The 19,402-nt window shown below is 67.9% G+C and carries 14 protein-coding genes and 1 pseudogene; 12 read left to right on the forward strand and 3 right to left on the reverse strand.

What is annotated here, in order from left to right; all coding sequences use genetic code 11:
- Positions 1-49 precede the first annotated feature (49 nt).
- Positions 50-2,629, forward strand: a complete 2,580-nt coding sequence (locus tag QM624_RS08605) for a LuxR C-terminal-related transcriptional regulator (protein WP_415090809.1) — start codon at positions 50-52, stop codon at positions 2,627-2,629.
- Positions 2,630-2,671: 42 nt separating this feature from the next.
- Here the strand turns inward: QM624_RS08605 and QM624_RS08610 are convergent, their stop codons facing one another.
- Positions 2,672-4,405, reverse strand: coding sequence for a phospholipase D-like domain-containing protein (locus QM624_RS08610; protein ID WP_415090811.1), 1,734 nt, complete (start codon positions 4,403-4,405; stop codon positions 2,672-2,674).
- Positions 4,406-4,693: 288 nt separating this feature from the next.
- Here QM624_RS08610 and QM624_RS08615 point away from each other — a divergent pair, with 288 nt between their 5' ends.
- Both QM624_RS08615 and QM624_RS08620 read left to right on the forward strand, forming a co-directional pair.
- Positions 4,694-5,197, forward strand: a complete 504-nt coding sequence (locus QM624_RS08615) for a hypothetical protein (RefSeq protein WP_415090813.1) — start codon at positions 4,694-4,696, stop codon at positions 5,195-5,197.
- Positions 5,198-5,645: 448 nt separating this feature from the next.
- On the forward strand, positions 5,646-6,179 hold the full coding sequence (locus QM624_RS08620; RefSeq protein ID WP_415090815.1) for a peptidoglycan-binding protein: 534 nt from the start codon (positions 5,646-5,648) through the stop codon (positions 6,177-6,179).
- 1,492 nt (positions 6,180-7,671) lie between these two features.
- On the opposite strand, the gene QM624_RS08625 is transcribed toward QM624_RS08620, so the two are convergent.
- The gene (locus QM624_RS08625; protein WP_415090817.1) at positions 7,672-8,094 is read right to left on the reverse strand and encodes a hypothetical protein; all 423 of its coding nucleotides are present in this window, start codon (positions 8,092-8,094) and stop codon (positions 7,672-7,674) included.
- 356 nt (positions 8,095-8,450) lie between these two features.
- Between QM624_RS08625 and QM624_RS08630 the strand changes: the two genes are divergently transcribed.
- The 8 genes and pseudogenes from QM624_RS08630 to QM624_RS08665 all read left to right on the forward strand — a co-directional run bounded on the left by QM624_RS08630 (position 8,451) and on the right by QM624_RS08665 (position 16,546).
- Entirely contained in the window at positions 8,451-9,455 is a 1,005-nt protein-coding gene (locus QM624_RS08630; RefSeq protein ID WP_415090819.1) for a sensor histidine kinase, read from the forward strand.
- 8 nt (positions 9,456-9,463) lie between these two features.
- Positions 9,464-10,156 carry a response regulator gene (locus QM624_RS08635; RefSeq protein WP_415090821.1) on the forward strand — a complete coding sequence of 231 codons (693 nt, stop codon included), beginning with the start codon at positions 9,464-9,466 and terminating at the stop codon, positions 10,154-10,156.
- 178 nt (positions 10,157-10,334) lie between these two features.
- Positions 10,335-10,877: a hypothetical protein gene (locus tag QM624_RS08640; RefSeq protein ID WP_415090823.1), complete on the forward strand. Its 543-nt coding sequence runs from the start codon at positions 10,335-10,337 to the stop codon at positions 10,875-10,877.
- A gap of 188 nt (positions 10,878-11,065) precedes the next feature.
- The gene (locus QM624_RS08645) at positions 11,066-11,878 is read left to right on the forward strand and encodes an alpha/beta hydrolase (RefSeq protein WP_415090825.1); all 813 of its coding nucleotides are present in this window, start codon (positions 11,066-11,068) and stop codon (positions 11,876-11,878) included.
- A gap of 176 nt (positions 11,879-12,054) precedes the next feature.
- Positions 12,055-12,384: pseudogene (locus QM624_RS08650) on the forward strand (GNAT family N-acetyltransferase); the annotation flags it as partial.
- A 128-nt stretch (positions 12,385-12,512) separates the two neighbouring features.
- Complete coding sequence (locus tag QM624_RS08655; protein ID WP_415090834.1) at positions 12,513-13,097, forward strand: hypothetical protein; 585 nt, start codon at positions 12,513-12,515, stop codon at positions 13,095-13,097.
- A 50-nt stretch (positions 13,098-13,147) separates the two neighbouring features.
- Positions 13,148-13,768: a TetR/AcrR family transcriptional regulator gene (locus tag QM624_RS08660; protein WP_415090827.1), complete on the forward strand. Its 621-nt coding sequence runs from the start codon at positions 13,148-13,150 to the stop codon at positions 13,766-13,768.
- Positions 13,769-13,888: 120 nt separating this feature from the next.
- A complete protein-coding gene (locus QM624_RS08665) occupies positions 13,889-16,546 on the forward strand; it encodes an AAA family ATPase (protein ID WP_415090829.1) in 2,658 nt (885 codons plus the stop codon).
- On the opposite strand, the gene QM624_RS08670 is transcribed toward QM624_RS08665, so the two are convergent.
- A complete protein-coding gene (locus tag QM624_RS08670) occupies positions 16,503-17,762 on the reverse strand; it encodes an alpha/beta hydrolase family protein (RefSeq protein WP_415090831.1) in 1,260 nt (419 codons plus the stop codon). The two genes, QM624_RS08665 and QM624_RS08670, sit on opposite strands and share 44 nt — an antisense overlap.
- A 276-nt stretch (positions 17,763-18,038) precedes the next feature.
- Between QM624_RS08670 and QM624_RS08675 the strand changes: the two genes are divergently transcribed.
- Positions 18,039-19,259 carry an RCC1-like domain-containing protein gene (locus QM624_RS08675; RefSeq protein WP_415090832.1) on the forward strand — a complete coding sequence of 407 codons (1,221 nt, stop codon included), beginning with the start codon at positions 18,039-18,041 and terminating at the stop codon, positions 19,257-19,259.
- Positions 19,260-19,402 lie beyond the last annotated feature (143 nt).

A 19,402-nucleotide genomic window follows, 5' to 3' on the forward strand; every position in this document is an offset into this window, starting at 1 on the left:
CCGGGCGCGCGGGTTGACGGGTTCACCGCCTCGGCCCTAGCCTGCGCTTGTGTGGCCCATCACAGGGCGTGAGGCGGAGCTCCGAAGCATCCAGCAAGCGATCGCGAGGCGCCGCAGCGTCGTGGTGCGCGGCGCAGCGGGAGCGGGGAAGACTCGGCTCGCTCACGAGTCCACTAGGTCCGGGCGTCCGCGCGGTGCACTCACCTGGCTCGCGCTGGCGACGCGCTCGTCGTGTGACATCCCGTACGGTGCGTTCTCGGCGGTGCTCGTGAATGAGTTCGCCTCGACCGGGCCGTCGCCGAGAGCGATCCTCGAGCGGATGGCAAGGTTCGGCTCTGAGCGTGGTCTCGCGGTCGTCATCGACGACGCGCATCACCTCGACCGGCATTCGGCCGCACTGGTCCTACAGGCTGCTGTGGCCCGTGTGGCGGGCATCGTCGTCACGGTTCGTGACGGCGAGTCGCCGCCTGACGCCGTCACGGCACTCTGGAAGGACGGTATCGCGGAGCGCGTCGAACTCGCCCCGATGGATCGTCCGACATCGAATCGCATGATCGAGGCGGCCCTCGGGGGACCGGTTGCGGACTCAGTCAGCCATAGGATCTTCGCCCTGGCCAGAGGGAACCCGCTGTATACGCGGCTGTTCGTGGAAGGGAGCCTGCACGAGGGGACGCTTCAGAGCGTCGAAGGCGTGTGGCGATTGCGTGACGGGGCCGGCGCCCCCGACGAACTGCTGCAGCTCGTGCGATCGCGCGTCCGGGTGGACGATCGCACGGTTGTCGAGGTGGTCGAGCACCTCGCCGTGTGCGAGCCGCTCGACCTCGACATCGTGCACGACCTCGTGGGCAGGGACGGGGTCGAGTCGGCGGAGCGCATGGGATTGGTGCGCGTCATGGAGCACGAGATCATGCCGGTCGTCATCTTCGCGCATCCGCTGTATGGCGAAGTCGTGCGTCGTGATGCGGCGCAGTCGGCACTGCGGCGCGTGCGAGCCAACCTGGTGGGCGCGCTCGCACGGCGTGGTGAGGCAGAGACGCTGCGGCGCGGCATTCTGCACCTCGGAGCGGACATGCCACGCGATCCTGATCTGCTGTGTCACGCAGCGCATCGGGCCAAGAACGCCTTCGATCTCGGTCTGACTCTGAGGCTCGCCGATGCGGCGATCGCCGGTGGGGGCGGGCGTGAGGCACGACTGCTTCGCGCTACGACGCTGTCCTTCCTCGGCCGGGACGCCGACTCCGAGCGCGAGTTCGCCGAACTGACCTTCGAGGGGCTCGACGATCTGACCCGTGCTGCCATCATGATCGCCCGGTCCGGAACGATGTTGTTCCCGGGTCAAGATCCCGGAGGAGCCCGACGCCTACTCGACCTGGCCGAGCCGGATGCGGGGGAGGGAGCGCCGGCGATCGCTGCGATGCGATTGCTGGTGGATGTCTTCAGCGCGCCCGTCATCCCGTCTGCGGAGGACATCCGTGCGATCGTCGATGTCGGCACAGGCTCCGCGGCCGGGGACTACATGGCGATGTGGGCATGGCTCGCTGCATGCGGACCACGTGGATTGGTGAACCCGCAGGATGCGCTTCTGGCACGCGCGTATGCGATGTCGGAGGCATCCGACCTCTCCAACACCCGGTTCGGCTTCGCCGACACCCATCTGCTCGGGCTTCGTCTGGCCGGGTACGGACCCGAGATCCTCGCGCTCTCGGAGCAGCGACAGGCGGAGGTGGAAGGTGTTCCCGATCCGACGGGCGCGCACGGTGTGTACCTGCGCGGTGCCGCGGCCTTCTACCGCGGGCGACTGGACATCGCGATCCGATCGCTGCGTGAAGCCCGAGCCGGCATGGAGCCGTTGCGTCGACTCGGATTGGTGACTCGGTGCATGCAGTCCCTGACCCAGGCTCTCGGGATGCGAGGCGAGGCTGGCGAGGCCGCTGAAGCGTTGGCCGAGACGAAAGCTCTGAGCCATCCATCGCTCGCGTGGTCGGTACCGGAGGAACTGCTCGCCGACGCGTGGACGAGGGCGGCGACCGGTGATCGACGAGCAGCGGTGGCCGCCGCCTCGAAGGCGGCGACGGCTGCGGGAGAGCGTGGAGCGACCGGGCACGAGGCGTTGGCACTCCAGGTTGCGGCACGCTTTGGTGACGTCGCCGCCGCCGAGCGGCTCGTCGAGGTGACAGGCTCGATATCCTCACCCGGACCACGTCGCTGGCGCATGTATGCGGTCGCCCTCACCCATGCAGATGCAGAGGGACTCGTGCGGGCGAGCCGTCAAGAAGAGCTCGAGGGCGATCTGGTAGCCGCTGCAGACATGGCGGCGCAGGCAGCCGAATGCTGGCGTCGCAATGGTGCCGCCGCGCGTGCTCAGCTCCATGCGGAGCGTGCGACCCGGCTGGCGGCGGCTGCGGGAGGCGCGCGCACCCCGGTGCTTGCCACAGCGCGCGTCGAGGTCGTGCTCTCGCCGCGAGAACGGGAGATCGCGGACCTGGTGACCCGGGGGCTCGCCAACCGAGCTATCGCAGAGCAGCTCGGTGTGTCGGCGCGCACGGTCGAAGGGCATGTGTACCGACTGATGGGCAAGCTCGGTGTTGAGCGGCGTACCGAGATTCGCGAGGTGTTCGAAAGCGGATAGCCGAGTAGTGCCGACCTTTGGATCGCGGTCGTCTTTCGGCGGTCACGGCACCTGGGGGTCGATGACCCTGTCCCAGAACTCGTCAGGTCCGACGAAAGGCGAGGCCCAAGCCGGGACGGGCTCCGGGTCGATGCCAGGAGCGTACTGCTCGACGTGGGCGCCTGCTGCGAACGTCGCGCTCTTCCAGATCGGCACGCTCGACAGAGGAGCCGAAAGGGCCGTCGGGGCAAGCGGGCCGAGGGCCCGCGTCCACAGCTGCGTGCGCAGCGCGGACACCGCACCGGGGACGATCAGGTCCCCGAAAGCGACGTCCGCCTCCGAGTCGTGCGAGTACCCGCGTCTGTTGGAGTTCGCGGATCCGACGACAGCGAGGTCGTCGTCGAAGATCCACAGCTTGGAATGTACGAACTGCGCCGACCAGACCACGGCGACCTTGTCCATGAACGGTGCCAGAGGCGTGAGCACGTCGCGGCGACGTCGGCCTGCTTGGTGCATCTCGCTGTTGATAGCGTTGTCGGGCGGGATGACGATCACTAGGCCGTCCAATGCGGGCATTCGGGCGGCGAGTTCGCGGCCGATCGACGCGTCGACCAGGTACTGGTCCTCGAGGTAGATGAAGTGCTCCGCCCGGGAGATCGCGTACGACAGGTACGTGCGCACCGCCTTGCTGCCTCGGGAGGCGAAGGGGTAGGGCGGTCCCGCCAGACCGGCGAAGGCTGCGGGGTCCCCGAAAGTCGCGAGCGTACGTCCCCGCTGGGCACCGCCCGTTCCCGGCGGAAGGAAAAACGGCAGGTCCGAGCCGGCTGGTTTGGCAGGATGTGAGTTCCAGCGGTCCATCAAGACCCGGTACGCGTCGGTCGCCAGGTCTCCGAGCAGTTCCAACTGCACGTCGTGCCACGGGAGGACGCCTGCGGGCTGGTCGTGGGGAGATCGCGTGCGATCGATGTCGATCCCCCCGACAAACGTGGTGAGCGAGGCATCGTGGGCGATGGCCCAGATCTTCTGGTGATGCGTGCCGGTCTGTGCCTGCGCGCCGAAGGCGAGGTCGGCGTGCAGCACCCACGCGTCGTGGATGGCGATGCCGGTGGGAAGAGAGCGGATGAACTGCACAGCCCACGTGTTGTCGCTGCCTCCGGCCAGATAGACGTCGCCGATGAGCGGCACCGAGATCGTTCCAGCGTGCGCGAACAGTGCCCGGATCGGGACGCCTTGCGCCGATGCGTCGCGCAGGCTGGTCTCGACCGAGGTGCCGGCTTCTAAGGAGGTGTCCTTGTTGAACGACCAGCCGGAGAGCACGATCAGGTCTTCGGGGCCTGTGCAGGCATCGATTGCGGCTTTCAGCGCACGCAGGGCCGACTCGCCGCTGGCGTGCGGGATGACGGTGCCATCGGCAGGATCCGTCGAGTATCCGTGGATCGGGACTCCGAGCCAGGTCTCCATCACCGCGCGGCGCGCGTTCAGGTCGATGGTCGCCTCGTAGTCCGCCTGTCGCTTATCGAGGCTGCGCACGGTCAGCGGGCCGACGTCGCGAAACGCCTGCGGCGGGGAGACCGAGAGCACCTCGATCTTGTACCGCACGACGGCCCGGGCCGTCTCGTCGCCGTACACGCCGTCTGCGCCGGACTTCGGTAGACAACCGCCGTCCCAGAGCAGGAGGGCGCGCTGGACCTTGACCACGGCGGCGTCTCGCGAGTGCCGCGTCTCCGAGATGCGGTCCGTGTCCGCATCGATTGCCCGCAGGAGCGGGTCGGCGGAGAATGTTCTCGAACTGAGCATGACTCACTCCTTGTGGTGTGTCCGGGGACTTCCGCCGAGGTCCGCGGTCGTTCGCTGTGACGATCCGTTGACACCCGACATCCGCACCACCGCCCTGGGTCGGTGCGGCCCACGCACGGCGCCGACGGCGACAGGCTAGGGGCTGGCGTCTGCGGGGACGTGAGTAGTCAACTACTTGGTTGGCGCCGAACTCCGAGGAATCGCGCACGCGTTTCGTGGTGGATCGGGGAGACCGTTGCCAGGTCGCAGGTGTTCTGTCACGCTGTGCTCGAAGATCGGGGGGACACAGTGAGCGCGTTCAGTATTGGTTCCGACACTGCGACCGTGGAGAATCGCGTGCGCTCAAGCACGGCGGACACGAAGGCTCCCGCGACGATCGTCAAGTGGATTCCCGGCGAGGCGATCACCTTCTATGCGGCGATCCTCGGTGTTGGCGCCGCGCAAGGTGCGCTGACCGGCGACGAGACACCCCAACAACTCCTGGAGCGAATCGATGCGGGCTCCTTCGCGTGGTTCGCCACGGGGGCGCTGATCGCCGCGGCACTCGTGGCACTGGGTGCCTTCACCACCACCCACGATGAGGGCAAGCGACCCTCGCTGCTCGGGCTGCTGGCACGGATCGGACTGACGTTGATCGCCTTCGCCCTCTGGACCAGCGCGCTGCCTGGTTCATGGACCTACAGCCTGATCTGGATCCGCGACATGGGTGCTGCGTATGCGCTCCTGCTGGTTCCCTTGGGCATCGTGTTCGCAGCAGTGGCGGAGTGGGTGACCCGGAGCATCAGGCTATGATCGTGTCGGGACGACAGTGACCCGCCGAAACCGCTGTTGCGTCGTTGGTCGAGAGCGATGCGTCGAGTTAGTTACGAATCCATCGGGTATCGCTCCGAGGTCGCGACCAGCGAGATCATGAGATGGTCAGGGGCGTCGGGATCCCGCTGTTCCGGACTCCGAGCAGGTGCACACGCCGCCCGACCTGGAACGCCACATCAGTCTCCACGGTGCGGACCAGGACCTCGCTGGACGGTGTCCAAGAGTTCCGCTGATTCAGCGAGGGTGCAGGGTTGGCGTGCCAGTAGTTGCATCGGTAGGAATTTTGCGACTGTAGTTGATGCCTGCTAACACCTCGTGTCGTGCGGCTTTGCGCATACCGGATTTGAGGAAGGGCTTGTTGGGTGGCACTATTGCGCCGCGCTTTGCTGGACTACCGCAATTCGAGAAGTGTCTCGCTTATGGACGCATGACGAAAGACGGATTCGACGGGGATGGGAATCTGGTCGTCGACGAACCCAACGACCCAGAAACCGTCGCATCCATCCAGCGAGCGCTGAGGGATCTGAAGTACGACGTCAAAGTGACGCGGGTCTACGATGACCAGACATATGCGGCAGTTGCTCAGTTCAAGGTTGACCAACAACTCGCGATCCCGCCAGGGGCTCGCACACCACGACGGGGTGACCGGGCGGGGGACCAACGGGCGTCTGAATACGATCTTTACGCCGCCGGCAGCCCCCGGTCGTCAGCCCGCCCGTGCCCACACCCGCCTTTCCGGGCCTTGAGCGTGGGAGGAGCTCATCAGCTCCCGTCCGCCCGTTGCTATGCAAGCGACTCTGCAAGGGCGATTCTTCTTCTTTGGTGGGTGCATCATTCACGCAATCGAGGATGCGCGAGGTCCAATCAACCTCGCCTTTTACCCCGCTCGTGTGGATGTCCTGCCGCGTTCCGGCGCTGGCACGATGACGCCGGAGCAGCTCTTAGAGACGATCCGCCGTGACTTCAACAGATTCGTCGACAACGGTCCGGACGGCCGCACGTTTAGTCCTTACGAGCCTTTGATTGACACGGGTGCGTGGCTGCCGCCCTTCTTGCCCATGGACTTTCCCGGGGCCGTGGTGTCAATCAAGATGTTCGCCGCCGCGCCGGGCCTACCACTTGGGGTCAATGTCGACAGCGGGTCTGTGGTCGCGTCTGACCATTGGCGGTTCTCCACGATCTGGACGCCCGGCGACGGTGGCCATCCCGTGAGCGGCAATCGTGAGTGGGGGTTCCGGCCTTCGGTGGCTGGGGCTTTCGTTCGAATCCTGTCAGCCCGACGTAAAAGCCCAGGTGAGAGCAGGTTTCTCGCCTGGGCTTCGTCATGTCCTCGTGTTCGAGGTTGTGGCAGTGGAAGACGTGCTTGCCGCGGTAGCCGTCGAAGCGGACAAGCAGTTCCGCTTCTGCCGCCGTTGTCGAGGTTCACGGTGTCTTTCCAACGCTGGTTGAGGCGGCCGGGGTCGTCGTTGCCGTCACGTCCGATGACCTGGAACGGGGCAAGGGTGGGTGTGAAAGGGATGCTCGACGTTCTGCGCCCGGATGGTCTACTTCTGAGTCGCTCCGAGCTGCGGCCGCGCAACGATGGTGTCGGGGCTGAACGGTTGTCCGTTGACGGTCCAGAGTGTCATCCCTTGTGCCTCGGCGCCGCCGAGTGAAGACAGCTCTCGCTCCACCGATCTTCAGCACCACGCGGCGGTACAGCTCGCCGCGGTCATACGCACTCATCGGTGGCCTTCTCCGACTTGCGTTCGCACTCCGGTTGTAGACCAGGACCGCGATCGCAGCCCCGAGAACGGCGAAGGCAGGCATGACAAAGCCCAGCACGATGCCGAGGCCGACCGGGATGGTCCCGTTGCTGAGGAAGGCGGTCGCCAGGAGGTCTTGAACGATGAGGGCGAGCAACACCCCGCCGATGACACCGAGCGCGCCGATTCCAACTTTTCGCATGTGCATTTCCTTTCATTGATCGCCTCTCCCACACGGACCTGGACCACGGAGGCAAGCGCGGACAGTTAGGGCCGGTCGGTTGGGGACTTCCGAGCACGACGGACGAGGTAGCAGTGGTCGATGACGACGCCCGCGACAGCGAGCGTGAGAGTGACCGCGCCGAGAAGAAGCGCCACGAGCAGCGGAGGATCGCTGGGCACAATGAAACGGCAAGGAGGCCAACGAGTAGCCCACCGATCAAGCCGAGTATCCCGACGCCGAGCTTGCGCATGGGAGTTGCCGTTCGTCGGGCGTTCCCCGCCGAGGCCGACCCGATCACGGGTGGTTGCTCCGGCGTGCCGAACGGTGCGGGCTCGGGCGGCCTCGGCCGCTGAACCCGAGCCTTCAGTTCTCGGCTGGCGGCATCGGTGCGTGCCTCGTCGGCTTCCGTGCGCGCTCATCGGAGTCGTGCGGGTCGGCAGACTTGGAGGCTGTGTTGGTCATGTTCTGCCCTACGGGCGCGGGGCTCAGCGAGACTCGACGGCATCGCGCGACCGGACGCCGCGCAGACGCTGGACCAGAAGGGCCAGTCCGCCGGCCGCCAGGCCCCACACCGCGTTGGTGAGCAGGACCGGGATGATCGCGATGGGCATGGCGAGCGGGCCCTGAAGCTCTCCGGTGAGGATCGGGGAGAGGATGCCGCTGAGGATGATGGAGAGAACCGCGTAGGTGAGCCCGGTGAACAGCAGGGTCAGCACGGGACGGGCGGTCTTACTCAGGCCGACGACTGCGATCCAGACGGCGGAGATGACGAGAGTGATGACGATTGGCACGGCGGGAGGGTCGCTGACATCGAGTTGATGCTCGACGATGTTGACCAGCGGCCTGACCAGCGCGAGCGCCCCGAGGCCAGCGATGAGAGGCCATTGAAGTGACTTGATGGTGTTCATGCCAGCAACGCTAGAAACGCGCTCTCGTCCTCACATCGGCCTCGGCTCTCGACCTGTGTCGCCTCCTGTCCCGTCTTCTATACGTCGAGAAGCGACACTGGGCATCGCCCGGAGGCTCATGACTGCGAGGCCGCTCTGCTCGTAACCTTTGGAGGTATGGCTGAACGATCTTCGGCGCCTGTGCGCGGGACGGTGGGCGATGATCGCCGCACCGGACACGTGGCACCGTGGGTCCTCGATGCGCTGCTGGGAACGGCGGTCGCTCTCGCGCTCGCCCTCATCATCGCCACAGGCTCGGGCGAGGCAAATCGCCCGATGCCATTGCCTACCTGTTCGCGGCCGGCATCGGTGCCCTGATGCTGCTGCGCCGGAGGATGCCGCGAACGGTGCTGGTGCTCACTGTGCTCGGAATGTTCGCCTACTACACCCTCGACTACCCGCCGATCGGCGTCGCCGTCCCGGTGCTGGCCGCCCTGTTCTCCGCAGCCGAAGCCGGGCTGATGCTGTGGTCGGTGGGGTCAGCGTTCGTCGTGTTCGCCGTCTCGATGTTCTATCGGGTCTACGACGGCGGCGAGGCGATCGGGTTTCTTCTCGGCTACGAGTCTGTCTCCAACATCGCGCTGTTCGCCGCGGCGATCGCACTCGGACATAGCGTTCGAGCCCGCCGCCTCCGGGCCACTCAGCAGGCCGAAATCGCCCGGCTTACCGAAGCACAGATCGCACGCGAAGCGGATTCGCGGATGCGGAGCGAGCGTGAACGCCTCTCCCGAGAACTGCACGACACACTCGGACACACCATGTCCGTTATCTCACTGCAAGCGGGCGTCGGAGCAGAAGCGGTCGGACACTACGACCGCACTGTCAGCGACGCCCTCGACCGCATCCGAACGGCCAGCACGCGGTCGCTGCAAGAACTCCGCTCGATGGTGCGCATTCTTCGCTCGACTTCCGATCGCAACGAGACGCGGAGCATTCTCTCCCTGTCGGCGGTGCAAGAGTTGGTGGACGCTGCCAAGGGTGCCGGGATCGAGGTCACGACCGACATCACCGCAACGCCTTCGGAGCTGTCTGCCCCGGTCGATGCCGCGGCGTACCGCGTCATCCAGGAGTCGATCACCAATGTCATCCGCCATGCTGACGCCACCCGCGCCCAAGTGCATGCCGGCATCCATGACGGTCAGCTTCACATCAGCGTCACCGACAACGGGCGTGGATCGGCGACGGGAATTGGTGCAAAGGGCGGGTATGGGATGGCCGGTATGAGTGAACGGGTTCGGCTGCTCGGCGGCTCATTGACGACTCGATCGTCTGCGGGCGCCGGGTTCGCCGTCGAGGCCACGATCCCCGCGAGGTTGCCATGATCCGTGTCGTGTTGGTCGATGACCAAGAACTTGTCCGAACAGGCTTGCGCACCCTCGCCGAACACGACGGCGACATCGAGGTCGTCGCCGAAGCCGACAACGGCAGGGCTGGCATCAGTGTGGTCCGAGAGCACAAGCCGGATGTCGTCCTCATGGACATCCGTATGCCGCGGATGGATGGGATCGCCGCGACCCAGGCGATCGTGGCCGATCACTCGCTTGCGAACGTGCGGGTTGTGGTGTTGACGACCTTCGATGAGGACGAGAACGTGCTGGCCGCGATCCGAGCAGGATCGGCCGGTTACCTTCTCAAAGACATCGCTCCCGGCGAGTTGCGAAGCGCCATCCGCGCCTTCGCTGCCGGCGACGCTCTGCTGTCCCCGGCGATCACACGAAAGGTGATGAGCACGCTGGCAGGAGGCGCGACCACTAGCACTCGCTCAGCACTGCTCGACTCGCTCACCGACCGCGAACGCGAAGTCCTCACCCGGATCGGCCTGGGCGAGTCGAACGACGAAATCGGAGCGAGCCTCCACATCAGCTCGGCGACCGCACGCACCTACGTCAGCCGCCTCCTATCCAAGCTCTCCGCCCGTGACCGAGCGCAACTGGTCATCCTCAGTTACGAATCAGGACTCATTACCCCCGGAGACACCGCTCCAGCCCTCCCCTCCGGAGCCGCAAGACGTTCCGGCGACTAGTTTGCGCACTTCGCGCCCCTCGTCATGCACGGACGGCCACTGGCACGATTGCCCCAGTGCGGCTCGCGCAAGACGGGCGGGAAGCCGCGTCAGCGCTCACGCCATCTTGGTCAACCGCCGAAAGGGAGGCGCTCGGCCATCGCCTCGGGCTGCATGCGCGCACCTAGACTGGCTCGCCGTGGACCTGGCCGAAATTGACGAGGCGCTGCGCGTAGCGCGGGCAGCTGAACGCATGGGATTCCTCAGCGCGGGTGCCTGGCCAGATCCCGCCGTCGCGCTCCTTCTCGAAGGAGTCGAAGAGCCCGAGGTTCTCGAACTGGCCGGGTTCAATCACTCGGCCAGCCCGTGGCAGATCGAACCGCTGACGGCGTCCCTGTACGAGAGGCATGCGACAGCTGTCCCGCAGGACGCGGAAGCTGCTGTCGCGATGCTTGCGCGGCTGTTGGCGGCGGACCTCCGGGCCCGTCCCAGCAGCGTCACCGGACCGATGATCCGGCTCCTGGCTCGGCTCGCGCCTCCAGACTTTGAGTCAGACCTGGCCACACAGTGCTTCGGCGCAGAAGAGTATCTGGACTGCGACTGCTCAGGTCAGGTGGATCCGGGATGGGAAGCCGAACTCGAGGGGTTGCCTGGCTTTGGAATCCCCGACTCCATCACCCAGGCACTGGCGGCCCCGCTCCGGTCGACGCTTCCGCTTGTGCAGCCTCCCCACAGCCACTGAGTGCCGGGGTTGGCGCTCGACCCGTCACGGTGGAGTAGCCTGACGATGGACTGTGACTTCAGAAGGAGGTGAGACCCATGAAACGACGGATTGATGTGGGTGCTCCCTCGTCGTCACGGTCGGGCGATTGACGTAGGGGTCGCCGGGAGCGCTGCGAACAACGAAGCACTCCTTGAAAGGCATGACCTATGCACACCTTGAAGTTCCTTGCCGAGGTATCTGCGAACGGTGTCGTCGAGCGCGACTTCATCGTCGACGGAGTCCCCGGCGTGATCTGGTCGCCCACCTCCGGCGCTGAGCGGGCGGCCGTTGTGCTGCTCGGCCACGGCGGCGGCCTGCACAAGAAGACGCCGGCGCAGGTGGCGCGGGCACACCAGTATGTGACTGGCTGCGGTTATCACGTCGTGGCCATCGATGCTCCAGGACACGGTGATCGTCCGCGCTCGCCGGCCGACGAGCGGGCCCGGGCCGAACTCCGCCAGGCGATGCTGGCCGGCGACACCGAGCAGGTTTCCGCCGTCAGCCTCCGCTATGGCGCCTCCCTTGCCGAACGCGCCGTCCCGGAGTGGCAGGCGACTCTGGATGCCCTGCAGGAATTGCCGGAGATCGGCCACGAGGCGCCGATCGGCTATGGCGGCGGCATCACGCTCGGAACCGGAATCGGAATCCCGTTGACGGCGGTCGAACCTCGGATCAGGGCCGCGATCTTCGGTGGTGGTTTCGCCGTGGACGACGCGCTGATCGAGGGCGCCCGGAAGATCTCCGTCCCGGTGCAGTTTCTGCTTCCGTGGGACGACGAGCACGTCGACCGCCAATCGTCGCTGGCGTTGTTCGATGCCTTCGCGTCCGAGGAGAAGACACTGCATGCCAATCCGGGCGATCACCGGACCATCCGTTGGTTCGGTCTCGACACCGAGTTCCTGCCGCGTCACCTGGGGCGACCGTCAGCTGACGCGTCGTCCCTCCTGGTGAACGCGGACGAACAGGGTCCCCGGGTCTGACCCCGGCAGCCGTCGAGATCGAGGCCGAGGACGACGGGGCCAGGTGATGTCGTCGCCGTCCTCAGCGTGAGGGAAGGCCGCCCGCACGTACCGCGGGGGCCTGGACGGCGGTGCGAAGATGACCGCATGACCGTCATCGAGCAGCCGGACTGGCGGACCGTGCGGCCAGTGTCGCGATGAGCGGGGGATTCCTGCTCCGCGCCGCCGAGCCCGATGACCTCGATGAGGTGGAAGCGCTCGGAGCCCTGAGCGCCGACGGCGGGGCGGTGGCATTCCGGATCCACACCCATGTCCGCGCGGAGGGGCCGGGGCTCACCCGCTCCGTCGGTGTCGTCGCGGTGGACGAGGTGGACGGCACCCTGGTCGGCTCCGCACGGATGACCCTCGGCAGGTGCTGGTACGAGGGAGCGGAACGGTCCTACGCCGTGCTGGGATCGCTCATCGTGCACCCGGAGCGGCGCCGCCGTGGCATCGGGGCGGCGCTCGGCCGGTGGCGCATCGAGCGGGCCGAGCAGCTGGTGGGGCGGATGTCGTTGTCCTCGCCGACATCCAGAAGGGCAACGCCGGCTCAATCGCGGCTGCGCGCCGCTGGGCGAGCGCCTTCGTTGGACCGTCATCCAGCGTGCCGGTCCCGATGCGCGCTCGCCGGGTGCGCCCGCCGCGCGGACTGGAGATCCGAGCGGCGTCCCCGGAGCAGCTGCCCGAGATCGCGGACCGGGTCACCGCGGCCACCGCCGACTGCAACTTCGCGCGCGTCTGGACGCCGAGCGCACTGCGGCAATGGCTGGAATGGGCCCCGACCGGCACACCCGTCCACCACTACCGTCTCGCGATGAGCCCGTCCGGTGCCGTCCTCGCGGGCCTGGCGTTGCGGCAAGAAGGGTTGCTGCGGAGCATGGAGGTGGTGCGGATGCCTCCTGCCATCCGCCTCGCGAACAGCGTGCTCCACGTCGTCCCCAGGGACGGCATTCTGCGCAACATCGGCGTCGAGCACGTCTGGTACCTCCCCGGCCAGGAACGGGCGGCTGCCGCGCTGTGGGAGGACACCCGGTGGAGCTTCCGGGATCGCGGCACCGGCCTGCTGCTCACGGTCGATCGGCGAAGCCCGCTCCGATCCGTCCTTGGCGTCCGCCCGTGGATGCCGGCCACCTCGATCATGACGGCTGTCCGGGCCGACCCGTCGCCGTCCCCGAAGCGGTTGATCGCTCCGCCGGAATGACCACTCGTTCACCAAGCGATAGCGTATCGACGTTATGTTATCGTCGCCGCATGAGTCCTCGCATGGCCGACCCGGCGATCCGCACTGCGCTGATCGAGGCCGCCGCCCGGCTGCTGGCCGAAGAAGGGCCGACGGCGTTGAGCACCCGACGTCTGGCGACCGAGGTGGGGACGTCGACGATGACCATCTACACCCACTTCGGCAGCATGAGCGAACTGCACGCGGCCGTCCGTAGGGAGGGTTTCGCGCGGCTGGCGGCAGCGATGGAGCAGTCGAGGGTTGCCGATGATCCCGTCGCGAAGCTGGCGGACGGGTGCGCGGCGTACCTGCGCGCCGCGGTCGGAGAGCCCGAGCTGTATTGGGCGATGTTCAACCACCGGCCGCCCACCGAGGACGACGCCGGCGGCGAGGTCTTCGCGAAGCTCCGGCAGGGCGTCGACGACTGCGTCGAGGCAGAGCGGTTCTCCGACCCCGGTCCGGACGGGAGCTTCCTGTGGGCGGGCGAGATCTGGGCGGCCCTGCATGGCCTGATCGTCCTCACCCTGTCGCGGACGGTGACCGACCAGACCGTGCGGTTCATGCTCGCCGACCTGCTGCTGCGGCTGTGTGTCGGATTCGGGGACGACTCCGCCGACGCTCGGCGGTCGATCGACTCCGCACACCTATCGTGACCACGCGATAGCCAAACCGCTTCACGCCAGAACGATCCAGCGCTCCCGGAAGACGATCTGGCCATTTCGCTGAGGCTGCGGCGCGGCCGTGACAAACTCTGGCCAAAGCTGGAGGAGCCGATGCCACCATTGCGGGACGCCCACCGCCTGCTGCTGGACACCGCGGTGGCCGGAGCGCGGGCCGGGACTCCGTCGGTGCTTCTGGTCGAGGGCGAGCCGGGCAGTGGCAAGACCACCCTCTTGGCGCATTGTCGGACGCGTGCGTCCGACTTCGTCGTGGTAGCTCTGGACGTGCTGGAGCCGGAGATCGCGGCCGCACCCTATTCGGTGATGCGCGACCTGGGCGTTGATCTGGGAGCAGCAGTCCCACCGGCTGCGCTGGCCGCTCAGGTCTTCGCCGAATGGGTGGACGAACACACCCACGCCGGCCCGCTGCTGCTGTGCCTGGACGACGTCCAGTGGGCCGATGAACAGTCGATCCAAGCGCTTCGCTTCGTGCTGCACCGGCTGGAGGGCACGGCGATCCTGGTCGCACTCGGCCACCGCTCCGGTGGCCCGGCGGGCGCGTTGATGCTGGACGAGTTGGCGCGCTCCCGCTCACGGCTGCACCGGATCAGCCTCGGCGGGCTGTCCATCGAGGAGACCTCCGACCTGGTGCGCGACCGGCGTCCCGAGATTCCGGACGGCACGATTCCGGAGCTGTGGCGCCACACCGGTGGCAATCCGCTCTACCTGACCTCGCTGCTGGAGGAACTCAGCGCGTCCGAACTGGAGGACCTGGCCGGCAGTTGGCCGGTGCCGCGGGCGTTCTCGTCGTCGGTGGAGCGCCGGCTGCAGCGACTCAGTCCCGCTGCACGGGCCATCGTCGAAGCCGTCGTCGTGCTGAGCCCGGGCTATTCCACACTGCCCGACATCGTTGCGGCCTCCGGATGTGCAGAGCCGCACCAGGCACTCCAGGAGCTGGTCGACGCCGACCTGGTGCAGGTCAGTCAGGCCGGGCTGCTGACGGCCCGGCCGACCCATGCGCTGACCCGTGCGGCCGTGCTGGAACTGATCGCGGTGCCGCGCCGGCGCGAACTGCACCGGAAGGCAGCGACCCTGAGCAGCGGCCAGGACGCCCTGGACCACCGGCTGGCGGCGCTCGCTTCCACCGACGACGATCTGGCTGCCGACCTGGCTGAGCGCGCCGCGGCACTGCACGCCGACAGCGCCTATCGCCAGGCCGCGCACTACTACCGTGCAGCGGCCGGCATCACAGCCTCCCCGGACGAGCGGCGACGCCGCCGGCTGGAGAGCTTGTGGGATGCGGCACTGGCCGGATCTCGCCGGGCCTTGGACGTGACGACGCCCGAGTCCGCGGCGGAAGCTGTGACGGTCGCGCTGACCCGATTCCGGGCCGGTGACATCGCGGCGGCACTGGAGTTGCTGGAGAGCGTCCCGGCGCCACAGTGGTCCGATTCCGATCCGGTGGTCCGTCAGCGGGTGGCCATCCTGCGGGCGTATCTGCGGATGCTGACCGGGCAGGCCACCGAACGCATCGAGGAACAGATCGCCCTCGCAGACGCCGCCGAGGCGTCCGACCCGGCGCTGCGCGGGATCGACTCGCCGACCCGCGGCTTCGTGGCCAGCCGGCGCTCGACCAGCGACGCCGAACTCGTCGACTTCTTCTCGTCGTTGCCGGACGTGCCCACCACCGTCCCCGAGGAACTGCTCGGCCTGCTGGGGTGGCGTGCGGTCTACCGGCTCTACTCCCTCCAGGTGCGCGAGGCGGCACGCGACTTCGAGACGCTGGTGAGCCGACTCGGGCGGTACCGCGACGTGTCGGCATTCCGCACCCAACTGGGCCTCGCCCAGTGGCTGGCGGGGGAGTGGCCGCTGGCCAGGGTCGCCGCCGGCCTGACCGCCGACGCGTCCGAACCGCTGCGGTGGGCGCCCGACTTCGGTCCCGCGCTGGTCGATGCCGGCCTGGGCCGGTTCGTCGACGCGGACCGGCACCTTGGCGTGGCGATCGCCATGTCGCGAAAGGCGCCCTGGCCGGAGGGCCGGCTGATGCTGTTGGTGGCGCGGGTGGTGCGCGTCCACAGCGCGGGTGAACTACCCCACGAAGTGGCTGATCTGGTGGCCGACTACCGCGATCTGGACGCACTCATCGAGCTCGTCACCAGGCCGTCGGACGGGCTGCTGCTTGTGCACGCGGGCCTGCTTGCGCTCTGGGCGGGCAAGCCGGAGGTGACCCGACGGTGCGTCGAGATCATGGCAGAGGCGAGTTCGCCGGCCCCGTCGGGTCCGGCCGTCCTGGCCTGGCTGCGCGGACTGCTGGCGAAGCGCGAGGGCGACACCGCGGCCGCCCGGGAGCTGCTTGCTCAGGCCGCTCACGACGACCGCAACGAACTGCTGCTGTATCGGGCGCATATGTGGGCCGACCTAGCCGCAGTCTCCGATCAGCAGTCGCTCGCCGAGGCGACGACGCGGGCGCTGGACGGCTACCAGCGACTTGGTGCTGCCCCCTATGTGGAGCGTCTGCGGGCAGTGGCGGCAGCGCCGTCGAGCGCGACCGGCGCTTCCGAGGGATTCCTGCCCGAGCTCACCGATCGCGAGCGGGACGTGCTGGCGCTGCTGGTCAAAGGCCTCAGCTACGCCCAGATCGCCGGTGAGCTGTTCGTCACCCGCAGCGCGGTCGGCTTCCACCTGTCCAACATCTACGCCAAATTCGATGTGCGTTCGCGGCACGACCTCACGGCGTATCTGCTGCGGCATCCTGGGGCGCTGGCTCGCTGAGACCCAGCCGGTCCTCCAGCCAGTCGAACACCCGCGCCTCGGTGAGCAGCCGGGCCAGCGGCTGGCAGTGCAGCTCGGCCCCCTGGGTCGCCGTGAAGTGCGCCACTTCGGCCCCGGACACCAGGTCGGCCAATGTCGCCGAATGCCCGGGCCAGAACTGCTCACCCTCGGGGTCGGTGATCAGCAGGGGAGTGTCGATGAGGGCGGCAACCTGCGGATCGAGGCGGTACTCCAGCACGGTGCGGTAGAGATCGAACCAGTCGGAGTGCCGATACGGCCGTGCCCGGTAGGTCAGCGTTCTGGCCAACCCCGGTAGGCGGACGGCAAGGGCCATCGCCCGGTTGAACGGCTTGCGCTCACCCTCCCGAAGCTGGCTGATCATGCCCTTGCTGAGGTGCTCCGTCCACGACGTCGAGACGTCCACGACCCCCGGATCGACCACGGCCGCGGCGAGCCGGTGCTCGAAGGCGAGCGCTCGCGGCAGCCAGTAGCCCGCCTGGCTGAGGCCGTAGCCCGCCAGTTGATCCGCGCGGACGTCCGGGCGAGCCAGCAGCGTGTCAACGACCGGGGTCAGCACCGCCTCCCAGTCCGGACGGAAGTAGCTCGACTGGTCGAACAGCATCGACTGCTGTCCGGGACCGTCGTAGACGAACGCGTTCCAGCCGCGCTCCAGAGCGCCGGCAGCGATGGTCGCCCACAGGTCGCTGATCGAGGCATCGCTGCCGTTGGTGATCACCAGCGTCGGACGCGGCTCTCCGGTGGCGTCCGGACGCAGCAGGTAGCCGGGCAGCATCGTCCCCTGATAAGGAATATCCAGCCGGACATGGGCTCCGGCGGAGCAGTCGATGAAGCCGTCCCAGCAGCGCCGGCCGGTGTGGAAGGCGGCGAGCAACGCCCCATCGTCCGCCTCGCCGGCCAAGCCGTCCAGCACACAGGACCAGTAGGTGGCGGCCCGCAGGAAGGCGTACCGGGCACTGACCCGATGGCCGTCGGTCAGGGCGCGTTCGGCTTGGTGCTGGGCGGATTCCGCGGTGAGTCGCCACTGCGTCGCCCAGTCGGACGCGTGCCGCACCCGGGCGATCGTCGCCAGCACCTCCCCGATCTCGCTGGCGCCGTGCACGGCGCGGCCCAGCACCCCTCGGGTGGCGTAGTCCAGATCGGCGTCGTGGAAGAAGCCGCTGTCGATCACGTCGTGTCCGGTCCTGCCCAGCCTCATCATGGCTCCCGTCCCTCGTCGCGGAATCCCGGAATGCGATCCGCATCTGTGTAGGAGTCGATTCCATCGGAAACCCGGGCTGTCCTTCCTGGCCGAAACGACCAGGTTTGCGCCGGAATCCGGGTGCGCCCTCAGTTCTGGAGATACCCGTCATTCCCGCCGGCCTGGGCGGTAGCGCAGCCGGGCGAACTGATCATTTCGTACAGGGCCGCCGACGCGAACCGGATCGAGGCTTGGTCCACAACCTTCAGCTATCGAGGAGGACTCGTGGACACCATGGCGGCCGTTCGACCACTGACTGCCCTTGCCGGGGCCGCACCCGCGGCATTGAAGGCGGTGCCACGCCCGGCAGCCAAGAAGCGCGGCCTGCCCGCCTTCACCTGGGGCTACAACGCGCGGGCCGGACTGGGTCTGGGGCACACCGCGCAGGTGCTGGCGCCGACGCGCACCCAGCTGCCGTCGGCCACGGTGGACGTTCAGGGTGGGCTGAACTTCACCGTCGCGCTGACCCGCGGCGGCAAGGTCTACGCGTGGGGCGGCAATCAGCATGGCCAACTCGGCGACGGAACGACCTCGCTGCGCTGGAGCCCGACCCGGGTGAAGCTGCCCAAGGGCACCAAGATCGCCGCCATCGCGGTCGGCGTCGACCACGTCGTGGCGACCACCAGATCGGGTCGCCTCTTCGCCTGGGGCCACAATCACCGTGGCCAGTTGGGTGACGGAACGGTCGTCGACCGGCACCAGCCGGTGCTTCTCCGAAAGCGGATCCCCGGGTGGGTGAGCGCCATCGCGGCGGGCAACGGCATCTCCGCGGCCGTCACCGGGGGCGGCGCGGTGTACCTGTGGGGTCGCAACACTTTCGGTCAGTTGGGACGCCGATCGAAGCACAACCCGGCAGTCGGGGCGTTGCCACAGACCCGCCCGGCACGGGCCGTCCTGCCCAAGGGCAGCGCCGCCGTCGCGGTCGCCGCGGGGAACCGGCACGTCACGGTCGCGCTGCGCGACGGCCGACTGGTCGTCTTCGGTCTGGACGCCGCGGGGCGTCCGAGCGGGGGCACGATCCGGCTCAAGTCGGCCTGGGGACGGCCGATGCGGCTCGCCGCCGGCGAGGACTTCACGTTGGTGCTGACCAGTCGGCACCAACTGCTGTCCTTCGGTGCCAACGCGTCCGGCCAACTCGGGGTGGGGGATCACGTCAATCGGTTCGAGCCGGTCGCGGTCAAGCTCCCGGCGGGGCAGGGCCGGGTGCGTGACATCGTCGCGCACGCCCGTGGCGGTGCCGCGCTGACCACCAACGGCGCGGTGTTCACCTGGGGTGACGGCAACGTCGGCCAGCACGGCGCGGGGTTGGACGCCAAGGCGCTCGCCCTCCGACCCACCCCCGCCCGGGTCAAGGGCCTCACCGGCGTCCGGGTCACCGGCCTGCACGCCGGGCAGCACCACATCGTCGCCAGGGTCGAGTCCGGTCCTGCCGCTCCGAAGGGACCACGCCGATGAACACCTCACCCGCCGACGACCAGTCGGGTCTGCCCGGTCGGGCGTTCACCCGCCGCACCATGCTGCACGGGCTGGGCATCGCGGGACTCACCGCGGCCCTCGCGCCGCTGCTGTTCAACAACTCGGCGACCGCGGTCGCCGTC

The organism is Micropruina sp., assembly GCF_047606365.1.
Classification (GTDB): Bacteria; Actinomycetota; Actinomycetes; order Propionibacteriales; family Propionibacteriaceae; genus Micropruina.

Bases quoted from the DNA above. Each gene is read 5' to 3' on its own strand.
- QM624_RS08655 (WP_415090834.1), top strand. From the start codon at position 12,513: ATGCGCGCTCGCCGGGTGCGCCCGCCGCGCGGACTGGAGATCCGAGCG.
- QM624_RS08645 (WP_415090825.1), top strand. From the start codon at position 11,066: ATGCACACCTTGAAGTTCCTTGCCGAGGTATCTGCGAACGGTGTCGTC.
- QM624_RS08625 (WP_415090817.1), bottom strand. From the start codon at position 8,094: ATGAACACCATCAAGTCACTTCAATGGCCTCTCATCGCTGGCCTCGGG.
- QM624_RS08660 (WP_415090827.1), top strand. From the start codon at position 13,148: ATGAGTCCTCGCATGGCCGACCCGGCGATCCGCACTGCGCTGATCGAG.
- QM624_RS08670 (WP_415090831.1), bottom strand. From the start codon at position 17,762: ATGAGGCTGGGCAGGACCGGACACGACGTGATCGACAGCGGCTTCTTC.
- QM624_RS08610 (WP_415090811.1), bottom strand. From the start codon at position 4,405: ATGCTCAGTTCGAGAACATTCTCCGCCGACCCGCTCCTGCGGGCAATC.
- QM624_RS08630 (WP_415090819.1), top strand. From the start codon at position 8,451: ATGCTGCTGCGCCGGAGGATGCCGCGAACGGTGCTGGTGCTCACTGTG.
- QM624_RS08675 (WP_415090832.1), top strand. From the start codon at position 18,039: ATGGCGGCCGTTCGACCACTGACTGCCCTTGCCGGGGCCGCACCCGCG.
- QM624_RS08665 (WP_415090829.1), top strand. From the start codon at position 13,889: ATGCCACCATTGCGGGACGCCCACCGCCTGCTGCTGGACACCGCGGTG.
- QM624_RS08620 (WP_415090815.1), top strand. From the start codon at position 5,646: ATGACGAAAGACGGATTCGACGGGGATGGGAATCTGGTCGTCGACGAA.